Source organism: Cupriavidus sp. WGlv3 (genome assembly GCF_023952475.1).
GTDB lineage: Bacteria > Pseudomonadota > Gammaproteobacteria > Burkholderiales > Burkholderiaceae > Cupriavidus > Cupriavidus phytorum.
Genome location: NZ_JALHRX010000045.1, coordinates 1 through 11834, shown reverse-complemented (window position 1 = coordinate 11834; position 11834 = coordinate 1). Strand labels below are relative to the sequence as shown.

The following is an 11834-nucleotide window of genomic DNA, read 5'->3' as shown; positions in this document are numbered from 1 at the left end:
CGCGCGAAAACCAGCAGCGCCGCATCGATGCCGCCGACCAGCACTCGCCGTGGACCCACGCCGGCGCGTGGCGGCTGAACGGCGGTGCGTCGCGCAGGCTGCGCTTCGGCTATGGCGAGCAGGTGCTCGACGTGACGCTGGACCGCAACGAGCGCGGCAGCACGCTGAGGTACGCCGACCAGGCGGCGCCCTTTGCCTATACCTGCCAGGCCGACGATATCCGCGTCAACCTCGGCACGCGGCGCGCGCACGGGCAGGTCCACCTGGATGGCGACGAGTTCCATGTATTCCATGGCGGCCGCCACGCCACGCTGGCGTGGCTCGATCCGCTCGCGCATGCCGGCGAGGCCGAAGGCGAGGGCGGCAAGCTGACCGCGCCGATGCCGGGCAAGGTCATCGCCGTGATGGTCGAGGCCGGCAGCACGGTCGCGCGCGGCGCGCCGCTGCTGGTGATGGAGGCGATGAAGATGGAGCACACCATCTGCGCCCCCGCCGACGGTGTCGTCAGCGAAGTGCTCTACGGCATCGGCGAGCAGGTTACCGAGGGGGCGCAGCTGCTCGCGTTCAGCGACTGAGGGCGCCGGGTCGGTGCTATCCTGCTGCCTCGAATCCACAGGGCCGAGGCCGGGAGGACGGTATGACCATGACGCTTTACTACAACCCCCAGAGCCGCGCGTCGGTGGCGCGCTGGATGCTGGAGGAGGTTGGCGCCGACTACGCGTTGCAGCACATCGATATCGCCAAGGGGGAAAGCCGTTCGCCGGCTTTCCTGGCGATCAATCCGATGGGCAAGATCCCCACGCTGGTGCTGGATGACGGCACCGTGCTGACCGAGAACGGCGCGATCATCGCCTGGCTCGCCGATGCGTATCCGAAAGCCGAACTGATGCCGCCGCCGGGCTCGTCCGCGCGCGGCACGGTGCTGCGGTGGCTGTTCTTCTGCGGCAGTTGCTTCGAGCCCGCGCTGACCGACCGCATGATGCGTGCCCAGGCGCCGCTGCCGAAGCAGACCGTCGGTTGGGGCGACTATGACGAAGTCATCGACGCCATCGAAAAAGCCCTGTCCCCGGGTCCATTCGTGCTCGGCGACAGCTTCAGCGCCGCCGACGTCTATCTGGGCGCGTCGTTGGCGTGGGCGGGGCAGTTCGGTGCGCCGCGGATCCGCGAAAGCCGCTGCATCCAGGATTACGTCGAGCGCATCACCGCGCGCGACGCCTTCGTGCGCGCGGCCAAAGGCTAGCAACTCCAGCGTGCTTCGGGCGCTGCCTGCCAGCGTGCTTCCCGTTCATGTGACGCAGCCACGGCCTGCATTGCCCCCTGGAGTGTGAGACATTGGAGTCCCGGCCAGCGGCGCCGGTCGCAACGGCACGCTGGTCCATCGGGCGCCGGACTCCGGCGCCGAGCCTTCAAGGAGACGCAATATGCCAGGCAAGAACACCATCTGCTTGTGGTACGACCGCGATGCGCTGGAGGCGGCGAATTTCTATGCCGAGACCATTCCCGACAGCGCGGTCGGCGCCGTGATGCGCGCACCGGGCGACTATCCGGATGGCAAGGAGGGCGATGTGCTGACGGTCGAGTTCACCGTCGCCGGCATTCCGTGTGTCGGACTGAACGGGGGCCCGCACTTCAAGCACAGCGAGGCCTTCTCGTTCCAGATCGCGACCGACGACCAGGCCGAGACCGACCGGCTGTGGGACGCCATCGTCAGCAACGGCGGCCAGGAAAGCGAATGCGGCTGGTGCAAGGACCGCTGGGGCCTGTCGTGGCAGATCACGCCGCGCGCGCTGCTGGCGGCGATCACCGACCCCGACCGCGCCGCGGCCAAGCGCGCCTTCGACGCGATGATGACGATGCGCAAGATCGACATCGCCACCATCGAGGCAGCGCGGCGGGGCACAGCGCCGGGTTGATGCAGCGCCGGGTTGACGGGATGCGCGACGCAAGCCGGGCCGCATCCTCCAGCATCACGCGCATTTCCATTCCTGATTCTGAAACGTGGCACTTCAGCAAGGCTTTATCCTGACGCGGCACTGGCGCGATACGCCAGGCGGGACCGAAGTCGAATTCTGGCTGGCGACGGATGACGGACCGCGCCGGCTGCGGCTGGCGCCGCAGCCATCGGTTGCCTTTGTGCCGCAGGTGCAGCGCGAGCGTGCCGAGGCACTGCTGTCGCGCGAGCGCGGGGTCGAACTGCGCCCGCTGGCACTGCGCGATTTCCAGCGCAGGCCGGTGCTGGGACTGTACTGCGCCCAGCACCGACAGCTGATCCAGCTGGCCAGGACACTGCGCGATGCCGGCGTGGACGTGTATGAAGCGGATATACGCCCGCCGGAGCGCTACCTGATGGAGCGCTTCATCACCGCGCCGGTGTGGTTCGACGGCGAGCCGGATGGCGCCGGCGTGCTGCGCAACGCGCAGATGAAGCCGTCGGCCGACTACCGGCCGGCGCTGCGCCTGGTGTCGCTCGATATCGAAACCAGCGCGGCGGGCGAGCTCTATTCGATCGCGCTCGAAGGCTGCGGCCAGCGCCAGGTTTACGTGCTGGGGCCGGCGCCGCAAACGCCCGTCGACGTCGATTTCTCGCTGACCTACTGCGCCACCCGGCCCGAATTGCTGCACCGGCTGAACCAGTGGCTGGCCGACCACGATCCCGACGCGATCATTGGCTGGAACCTGGTGCAGTTCGACCTGCGCGTGTTGCAGGAGCAGGCGCGCCGGTTCCAGGTGCCGCTGCGGCTGGGTCGCGGCGGCACGGAAATGGAATGGCGCGAGCACAACGCGCAGCAGCATTTCTTCGCCAGCGCGCCGGGGCGCCTGATCATCGACGGCATCGAGGCGCTGCGCTCCGCTACATGGAGCTTTCCATCGTTCAGTCTCGAAGCGGTGGCGCAGGCGCTGCTGGGAGAGGGCAAGGCGATCGACAATCCGTACGACCGCATGGACGCCATCGACCGCATGTTCGCGCACGACAAGCCGGCGCTGGCGCGCTACAACCTGCGCGACTGCGAGCTGGTGACGCGGATCTTCGCGAAGACCGAGCTGCTGCGGTTCCTGCTCGAGCGCGCCACGGTCACGGGCTTGCCGGCCGACCGCAGCGGCGGCTCGGTGGCGGCCTTCACGCACCTCTACATGCCGCTGATGCACCGCCAGGGCCTGGTCGCGCCCAATCTCGGCGACAAAGCGCCCGAGGCCAGCCCGGGCGGCTTTGTCATGGACTCGCGTCCCGGATTGTATGAATCCGTGCTGGTGCTGGACTACAAGAGCCTGTACCCGTCGATCATCCGCACCTTCCTGATCGATCCGGTCGGCCTGGTCGAAGGGCTGGCGCATCCGGACGATGCCGATGCGGTGCCGGGCTTCCGCGAGGCGCGGTTTTCACGGACCAAGCACTGCCTGCCGGCCATCGTGGCGCGGGTGTGGCAGGGGCGCGAGGCGGCCAAGCGCGATGGCAACAAGCCGCTGGCGCAGGCGCTCAAGATAATCATGAACGCGTTCTACGGCGTGCTCGGCTCGAACGGCTGCCGCTTCTTCGACGCGCGGCTGGCGTCGTCGATCACCATGCGCGGGCACGAGATCATGCGGCAGACCCGGGCGCTGATCGAGGCGCGCGGCTACGAGGTGATCTACGGCGACACCGACTCGACCTTCGTCTGGCTGCGCCGCGCCCGTACCGAAGCCGACGCCGCGCAGATCGGGCGCAGTCTGGTGGCCTACGTCAACGACTGGTGGCGCGACCACCTGTGGCAGGCCTATGGGCTGGAGAGCGCGCTCGAGCTGCAGTTCGAGACGCACTTCCGGCGCTTCCTGATGCCGACCATCCGCGGCGCCGAGCTGGGCAGCAAGAAGCGCTATGCCGGCCAGGTGGAGCGTCCGGACGGCACCCGCGAGATGGTGTTCAAGGGGCTGGAGACGGTGCGCACCGACTGGTCGCCGCTGGCGCAGCGCTTTCAGCAGACCCTCTACGAAAAGGTCTTCAACCGCGAGCCGTATGCCGACTATGTGCGCGACATCGTGCGCCGCACGCTGGCCGGCGAGCTGGACCAGGAACTGGTCTACCGCAAGCGGCTGCGGCGCCGGCTCGAAGAGTACCAGCGCAACGTGCCGCCGCATGTGCGTGCCGCGCGCATCGCCGACGACTATAACGAGCGCCAGGGGCGTCCGCGCCAGTATCAGCAGGGCGGCTGGATCAGCTATCTGATGACGGTTGCCGGGCCGGAGCCGCTGGAAGTGCGGACAGCGCCGATCGACTATGGCCACTACGTGACAAAGCAGCTCCAGCCGATCGCCGACGCCATCCTGCCCTTCCTCGACGACGGCTTCGAGACGCTGATATCCGGCCAGATGGCGCTGTTTCCGCAGTAGCCCAAGTCTTTCCAGCCACGGCAGGTGACTCAAATTGAGACACCTGCATGGAAGCGAAACAGCACCGGCTTAGGTGAAAACCATGCCGCCCCTGTCACAGGCTTGAAAACAGGGTAGCGCTCACATAAAGTTCCCTTCCACCGGGCGGCCCCAGTTGGTAGCCCGAGTATAGAAACAGTGTGGAGACAAGGGAATGAGGCATGCGGCGGATGGCCTGGTACGTGACGTGCAAATCGCGCGGCGGAACTTCTTCGACGGCAAACTGATTCCGCCCGGAACGGTCCCCGAGCTGGTTGCCCGCTCGTGGGAGCGCGCCGCGAATTCGGGACTTCGGCCAGAGGATCGCGCCCTGTTCAGCAACTTCGTCACGCATGGCCAGCTGCAGCGGCTCGAGGACGAACACCGTGTGTTGATAGAAGCCGCCGGCGACGACATGGAGATCCTGGCGCGCGCGTTTCCCGCGCGACACTGGCTGGTGTTCTGCACCAACGCGGCAGGCATGATCGTCAGCGCCAGCAGCCGACCGGCCGCGGCGCCCGCCGCCGCGGCCGCAATCCGTGGTGGCAAGCAAGTGTGCGAAGCCGCGCTCGGCACCAATGCTCCTGGCTGCGTGCTGCGCGAAGGGGGCATGCCGGTGGAGATACGGCGTGGCGAGCATTACCTGAACGAGCTCGTCGACGTGGTCTGCGCGGCGGCACCGATCTACGACTGCCACGACCGGCTGATCGGCGTGCTCGACGTCACCGGCTTCGGCGTGGACCTGCCCGCCTACGCGCTCAGCCGCGTGCAGGCCGCCGCGATGTCGATCGAGAACCGGCTTTACGCGCGGCTGCCGGCTCGCCGGATCGTGCATCTGCATCATGACCATCGCATGCTCCATACGCCGGCCGAGGGCATCATCGCCATCTCCGACGATGACGTGATCATTGCCGCCAACCGTGCTGCCCGGCAAATGCTCGGCCTGCGCACCGGCAGCGGCGAGGGCATCGATATGCGCGACGTTTTTGCCGGCGGCCTGCACGGCGGCACGGGCTCGGCCCCGGGCTCGCTGAGCGCGCGCAGCGGGGAGCGTTTCTTCGTCTCGCTCGAGCAGCATGCGCGCCGCCACCGCACCGCCGCGGCAAAGCCCGCCGGCGGCGCCGACTGCCTGATTGCCGACGCGACCCTTGCGCGCGCCTTCGACAAGGCCGTGACCGTCATCGGCGAGCAGGTGCCGGTGATTCTGCTGGGCGAGACCGGCACCGGCAAGAGTCTGCTGGCGCGCGCGCTGCACGACGCCAGCCGCCCGGGCACCGCCTTTGTCTCGCTGGACTGTTCGTCGATTCCGGAAAGCCTGGCCGAGGCGGAGTTGTTTGGCTACGCCGACGGCGCGTTCACCGGTAGCCGCAAGGGCGGCAGCATCGGCAAGATCGAGCAGGCCAACCATGGCACCCTGTTTCTCGACGAGATCGGAGATATGCCGCTGCCGCTGCAGACGCGGCTGCTGAGCGTGCTGCAGGAGCGCAGCCTGACGCGCGTCGGCGGCAGCAAGCCGGTGCCGGTCGACATTTCCGTCATCTGCGCCACCCACCGCAACCTGGCCGAGCTGGTACGCCAGGGCAGCTTCCGCCAGGACCTGTTCTACCGCCTGAACGGCATGTCAGTGCGCATGCCGGCGCTGCGCGAGCGCACCGACTTGCCCGAACTGATCGAAGCCATGATGCAGTCGCTCGCGCGCGGGCGCCCAAAACGGCTTGCCGCCGATGTGATGGCGGTACTGATGGCGCATCAATGGCCGGGCAACATCCGCGAACTGCACCAGATACTGCGTGCGGCGATGGCGCTGTCCGGCGGCGGTGAACTGGTGCAACGCGAACACTTCGACGAAGGCTGGCTGACGGTGGCGGCGATGGGCGCGCCGGCTGCCGGCGTCTTGCCCGGCGGGCCTGACACGCACTCGACCATGCTGGCCGACATGCAGAGCGAGCTGATCCACCGCACCCTGGCGGCGCTGAGCGGCAACCGCTCGCAGGCAGCGCGCGCACTTGGCATCTCGCGCGCGACCTTGTACCGCAAGCTGGCGCGCAGCAAGCCCGCCTGAGCGACGGCGCCGATGCGCATCAGCCCCCCGCAGCCTGTGCCAGGGCTGCGGGGGTTTTTCTTTGCAGCTCGCCAAGCCGGTGTCGCAGCTGTATCGAGACACTGCTTCAGACTGCTACAGGTACACGCATCGCCCGCGCCGCGAAGCGGCAAAAACCTGCGGGATGGCGAGCCATCGTGCAGCCTGCAGGCGCCGGGATAGAGTGCAGGCACAGCCTTTGCGTCCAGAGAGCCGAGCGTGCGGCAAGCACCGCGCGCACGGACCAAGGGACCAAAGGAGACAATGCACATGGCAAGCAACGCAGCACTGCTGATAGGCGGAAAACTGGTCGAGGGCACGGCCCGCCTGGATGTCATCAACCCGGCCACCGGCGAGGTATTCACCACCGTATCGTGCGGCACGGAACGCGAGGCGCGCGACGCCGTAGCCGCCGCCAAGGCGGCCCAGCCCGGCTGGGCTGCGGCAGGCCTGCCGGCACGGCGTGCCTCGCTGCTTCGCTTTGCGGACGAACTGGGGGCCAATGCCGAAGAGCTGGCGGCCCTGCTGGTGCTGGAACAGGGCAAGCCGCTTGCGGAAGCGCATCAGGAGCTGGCGTACGCACAAGCCTTCGTCCGGCATCTCGCCGGACTGGAGCTTCCGGTTGCGGTGGTGCAGGACGACGCCAGCCATCGCATCGAAATCCATCACAAGCCGCTGGGCGTGGTGGCGGCGATTGCCGCGTGGAATTTCCCGCTGCTGATTGCGGCCTACAAGATTGCGCCCGCGCTGCTGCTGGGCAATACCGTCGTGCTCAAGCCCGCGCCGACCACGCCGCTGGCTTCGCTGCGGCTGGGCGCGCTGGCCAAAGACATCTTCCCGCCGGGCGTGCTCAATGTGATCACCGACCGCAATGACCTCGGGGGATTCCTGACTGCGCATCCGGACGTGGCCAAGGTGTCCTTCACCGGTTCCACCGCAACCGGCAAGAAGGTGATGGAAAGCGCCGGTCCGCGGCTCAAGCGCGTTACGCTGGAGTTGGGCGGGAACGACGGTGCCATCGTGCTCGACGATGCCAACGTCGCCGAGATCGCGGCAAAGATCTTCGGCAGCGCCTTCTACAACTGCGGCCAGGTGTGCCTGGCACTCAAGCGCCTGTACGTTCATGCTTCGCTCCATGACGAACTGTGCGAGGCGCTGGCCGACCTGGCCAGTGCAGCGGTGGTCGGCAATGGCGCGGAGCCCGGCGTTGCCATCGGGCCGCTGCAGAACGCCATGCAGTTCGACAAGGCGGGCCGCTTCCTGGCCGCCGCTCGGCGCGATGGCAAGATCCTGACGGGGGGTGCCGCGCTGCACGGCGACGGCTATTTCGTCGCGCCCACCATTGTGCGCGACCTGCCCGACGACAACGAACTGGTGGCCGAAGAGCAATTCGCGCCCATCCTGCCGGTGCTGAAGTACCACGATATCGACGAGGCCGTGGCGCGCGTCAACGCCTCGCCTTACGGCCTCGGCGGTTCGGTATGGTCGTCCGACCCGCAGCGCGCCTACGCGGTGGCGCAGCGGCTCGATGTCGGTACCGCCTGGATCAACCAGCATCTGCATTTCGGCCCGCATATCCCGTTGGTCGGCGCCAAGGAGTCTGGCCTGGGCGTGGAGTTCGCCGCCGAGGGCCTGGCGGAGTATGCGCAACTGAGCGTGATCAATATCGCGCGCCAGCAGGGGCGCTGAACCGCTTAGCCCCCTTACCACCTTACCCGCCGCCCGGCGGGGCCGCACGGCTGGCTCGCCGGGCCGCAGCACGGCCAAAAACAATAGAAGAGTGGAGGAGACATGAAGAAGCTACGGACGGCATTCCGCCCGGGGATGCGCTCGGCCCTGCGCCGCAGCGCGGCAGGCGCGGCGCTGCTGCTTGGCGCGGCGCCGGCACTGGCGATCGACGTGGATGCGGGCGACTACACCGCACTGCCGGCAGGCACGAACCTTGGCCTGCTGTACTACCAACACGTCGAGCGCGACAGGATCTACGCCGGCGGCCAGCGCATCGCCGGCGGCAACCTGGATTCGGATGTCGGCATCGTGCGCTACGTGCGCTTTATGGAGATCGGCGGCTACACCATCGACCCGCAATTCCTGTTGCCGTTCGGCAAGCTGCGTGCGACCGATAGCCTGAGCGCGCTTGGCAGCGCCAGCGGCGTGGGCGACCTGATGCTGGCCGCCACGGTCTGGCTGGTGAACCAGCCGGAAAAGAAGCGCTATTTCGGCATCACGCCCTTCCTGTTCGTGCCGGTGGGCAGCTATGACAAGGACCGGCCGCTGAACCTGGGCGAGCATCGCTGGAAGCTCGCGCTGCAGGCGGGCTATATCACGCCGTTGATCGACAAGTTCACGCTGGACCTGGTCGCCGACGTGACCTTCTTCGGCAGCAACGACAAGTTCAGTCCGAGCGCTGCCACGCTCCGGCAGGATCCGCTGTTCCAGGGGCAGGCATGGCTGCGCTACCACCTGACCGAAAGCTTCGACCTCCGCGGCGGGCTGTCCTACGCGGCCGGCGGAGAGAGCAGGGTGAATGGTGTATCGCGCAACGACCACACCAATACGTCCAAGTTCTCCGTGGGCATGGCGTGGTTCCCAACGCCGACCGTTCAGGTGCTCGGCACCTATGGACGCGATATCTCGGTACGTAATGGCCCGCTGGAGGGCAGCCGTTTCAATCTTCGTTTGCTCAAGGTGTTCTGAGCGAGCCACGACCTGACAGAGAGAGGAGAACGACATGACAGGACACAAACAAGCCGGTGCGAACGGGCACGCGCGCATTGTGGCAGCGGTCGCCCTGGCGCTGCTGACGCTGCCGTGCGCGGGCGCGCGTGCAGCGGATGCGGCGGCTGGCAGCCAGGCGAGGGCGCGCGTCGCGCAGCAAATCCGCGCCGCCACTACGCGCATCGATGGCGCAGCGATTCGCGCCAATGAGGCCAGCACCCCGAACTGGCCTACCTATGGGCTGGATTACGCGGAAACGCGCTTCAGCAAGCTCGACCAGATCCACAGCGGCAACGTCGGGAATCTTGGCCTGGTTTGGTCCTATGACCTCGAATCGACCCGCGGTGTCGAGGCCACGCCGCTGGTGGTGGAGGGCGTGATGTATGTCACGGCGCCCTGGAGCGTGGTCCACGCCATCGACGCGCGCACCGGCAGGAAGCTGTGGACCTACGATCCCAAGGTGCCGCGCGAGATGGCCTACAAGGGCTGCTGCGACGTCGTCAACCGCGGCGTCGCGCTGCACAAGGGCAAGGTGTACGTCGGTGCCTTCGACGGCAGACTGATCGCCATCGACGCCGCCACCGGCAAGAAGGTCTGGGAACAGGACACCATCGTCGACCGCAGCCATTCCTACACCATCACCGGCGCGCCGCGCGTGTACAAGGGCAAGGTCATCATCGGCAATGGCGGCGCCGAATATGGCGCACGCGGCTATATCACCGCCTACGACGCCGATACCGGCGCGCAGCAGTGGCGCTGGTTCACGGTGCCGGGCGACCCCTCGAAGCCGTTCGAGAACGAAGCGATGGCACGCGCGGCCGGCACCTGGGATCCCGCCGGCAAGTACTGGGTCAACGGCGGCGGCGGCACGGTGTGGAACACCATGGCCTTCGATCCCGAGCTCAACCTGATGTACATCGGCACCGGCAACGCCGGTCCGTGGAGCCGCAAGGTGCGCAGCCCCAAGGGCGGCGACAACCTCTATGTGGCCTCGGTGGTGGCACTGAACCCGGACACCGGCGAATACGTCTGGCACTACCAGGAAACGCCGGGGGACAACTGGGACTACACCTCGACCCAGGACATCATCCTGGCCGACCTGAAAATCGATGGCAGGCTGCGCAAGGTGCTGCTGCACGCGCCCAAGAACGGCTTCTTCTTCGTGATCGACCGCACCGACGGCAAGTTCATCTCGGCAAGGAACTTCGTCGATGTCAACTGGGCATCTGGCTATGACAAGAATGGACGTCCGATCGAGACGCCGCAGGCGAACACCTCGGGCAAGCCGGTCGACGCCGTGCCCGGACCGTTTGGCGCGCACAACTGGCATGCCATGTCATACAACCCGCGCCTGCGCCTGGCTTATATCCCGGCGCAGCATGTGCCGCTGACCCTGGCCGACAACAAGCACTGGGCGCATAACCAGAAGGACTCGCCGGAGGCGCACCGCGGGATGGGGTGGAACCTGGGCATGCTGGTCAATGCCGAGCCGCCGAAAAGCAAACCGATGGGACGGCTGATCGCCTGGGACCCGGTCCGGCAGAAGGCGGCCTGGCAGCAGGACTACACCGGGCCTTGGAACGGCGGCACGCTGACCACGCCGGAGACCTGGTGTTCCAGGGCACCGCCGACGGCCGCTTCATCGCCTACCATGCGGCGACCGGCGAGAAGCTGTGGGAGACCCCGACCGGCACCGGGGTGGTGGCGCCGCCGGTCACCTACATGGTCGACGGCAAGCAATATGTGTCGATCGCGGTGGGCTGGGGCGGTGTGTTTGGCCTGAGCACTCGCGCCACCGACCGCAAGGCACCCGGCACGGTCTACACCTTTGCCATTGGCGGCAAGGCCAAGGCTCCGGCGTCCGCTCCGTATCCGATGGCCGAGCTGCTGCAGGGCGTGAAGTACGACCCCGCCCATGTAGCGGAAGGGCAGAAGCTGTACGTCAACAACTGCGTGTTCTGCCATGGCGTGCCGGCTGTGGACAAGGGCGGCAATATTCCCAACCTGGCTTACGTTGGCTCGGGCCTGATCCAGAACCTGGACAAGATCGTGTTCAACGGTCCTTACGTCGGCCAGGGCATGCCGGATTTCACCGGCAAGCTGACCGCCGAAGACGTCATCAAGATCCAGGCCTTCATCCAGGGTACGGCCGATGCGGTGCGCCCTGGCAAGTCGGTCGACTGAGGTTGCTGGGGCGGAATAAATGCTGGCGAAGTGGACCGCGCTGCCCGCCAGGCGATAGCGATATCGCCTGGCGGGCGCAGGGGCCCTCAAAGGTGACAAGAGAGGCTCTTTTCGTTGTGTTGAATAAAACGCTTGCAAGGCTCGCATCCAGGTATTAAGATTCGCCCCCTCGTTCGCAAGGCATCGCGCAACGGGCAAGGAACGGCGCGCAAGAATTGACTCGAAAGAGGGCGCGCAGCGCAATAAAGAATTTTTCGAAATCAGTTGCTTAATCGAAAAAATTTCTTTAAAGTCTCGTTCCTTCGCTGCAGACAACGCAGCGCGCTGAACGGCAAAGCCGGGTGGCGAAGTTCTTTAACAAACAAACAACCGATAAGTGTGGGCGCTTGATAGCGGATGCGAAAGACTTCGGTCTTTTAGCTTAAAAGTTATACAGTGCTCGCACAGCAAAACGTGACTGGTCTTCGGG

The 11834-nt window shown here is 66.6% G+C and carries 8 protein-coding genes and 2 pseudogenes; all 10 read left to right on the top strand.

Going from position 1 to position 11834, the window contains the following annotated elements; translation table 11 throughout:
- The coding region (locus tag MKD38_RS29685; RefSeq protein WP_305882539.1) for an acyl-CoA carboxylase biotin carboxyl carrier protein subunit at nt 1–575 on the top strand (575 nt) is incomplete at its 5' end.
- A gap of 62 nt (nt 576–637) precedes the next feature.
- Nucleotides 638–1240, top strand: a complete 603-nt coding sequence (locus MKD38_RS29680; RefSeq protein WP_252682382.1) for a glutathione S-transferase family protein — start codon at nt 638–640, stop codon at nt 1238–1240.
- A 181-nt stretch (nt 1241–1421) separates the two neighbouring features.
- The gene (locus tag MKD38_RS29675) at nt 1422–1913 is read left to right on the top strand and encodes a VOC family protein (RefSeq protein ID WP_252682380.1); all 492 of its coding nucleotides are present in this window, start codon (nt 1422–1424) and stop codon (nt 1911–1913) included.
- A gap of 85 nt (nt 1914–1998) precedes the next feature.
- The gene (locus tag MKD38_RS29670) at nt 1999–4365 is read left to right on the top strand and encodes a DNA polymerase II (protein WP_252682378.1); all 2367 of its coding nucleotides are present in this window, start codon (nt 1999–2001) and stop codon (nt 4363–4365) included.
- A gap of 193 nt (nt 4366–4558) precedes the next feature.
- On the top strand, nt 4559–6445 hold the full coding sequence (locus tag MKD38_RS29665) for a sigma-54-dependent Fis family transcriptional regulator (protein WP_252682376.1): 1887 nt from the start codon (nt 4559–4561) through the stop codon (nt 6443–6445).
- A gap of 288 nt (nt 6446–6733) precedes the next feature.
- Nucleotides 6734–8152 (top strand): aldehyde dehydrogenase family protein, encoded by a 1419-nt coding sequence (locus MKD38_RS29660; protein WP_252682374.1) that lies wholly within the window; start codon nt 6734–6736, stop codon nt 8150–8152.
- A gap of 102 nt (nt 8153–8254) precedes the next feature.
- Nucleotides 8255–9160 (top strand): transporter, encoded by a 906-nt coding sequence (locus MKD38_RS29655; protein WP_371925759.1) that lies wholly within the window; start codon nt 8255–8257, stop codon nt 9158–9160.
- A 34-nt stretch (nt 9161–9194) separates the two neighbouring features.
- Nucleotides 9195–10721, top strand: a pseudogene (locus tag MKD38_RS29650) (PQQ-dependent dehydrogenase, methanol/ethanol family); the annotation flags it as partial.
- Nucleotides 10640–10867: pseudogene (locus MKD38_RS31250) on the top strand (hypothetical protein); the annotation flags it as partial. The pseudogenes MKD38_RS29650 and MKD38_RS31250, both read left to right, overlap by 82 nt.
- A 36-nt stretch (nt 10868–10903) precedes the next feature.
- Complete coding sequence (locus MKD38_RS31245) at nt 10904–11365, top strand: c-type cytochrome (RefSeq protein WP_501985984.1); 462 nt, start codon at nt 10904–10906, stop codon at nt 11363–11365.
- The last annotated feature ends 469 nt before the right edge of the window (nt 11366–11834 follow it).

What these genes read in the sequence shown, in the direction of transcription:
- MKD38_RS29665 (WP_252682376.1), top strand. Translation starts at nt 4,559, where the DNA reads ATGAGGCATGCGGCGGATGGCCTGGTACGTGACGTGCAAATCGCGCGG.
- MKD38_RS29680 (WP_252682382.1), top strand. Translation starts at nt 638, where the DNA reads ATGACCATGACGCTTTACTACAACCCCCAGAGCCGCGCGTCGGTGGCG.
- MKD38_RS29655 (WP_371925759.1), top strand. Translation starts at nt 8,255, where the DNA reads ATGAAGAAGCTACGGACGGCATTCCGCCCGGGGATGCGCTCGGCCCTG.
- MKD38_RS29675 (WP_252682380.1), top strand. Translation starts at nt 1,422, where the DNA reads ATGCCAGGCAAGAACACCATCTGCTTGTGGTACGACCGCGATGCGCTG.
- MKD38_RS31245 (WP_501985984.1), top strand. Translation starts at nt 10,904, where the DNA reads ATGGTCGACGGCAAGCAATATGTGTCGATCGCGGTGGGCTGGGGCGGT.
- MKD38_RS29660 (WP_252682374.1), top strand. Translation starts at nt 6,734, where the DNA reads ATGGCAAGCAACGCAGCACTGCTGATAGGCGGAAAACTGGTCGAGGGC.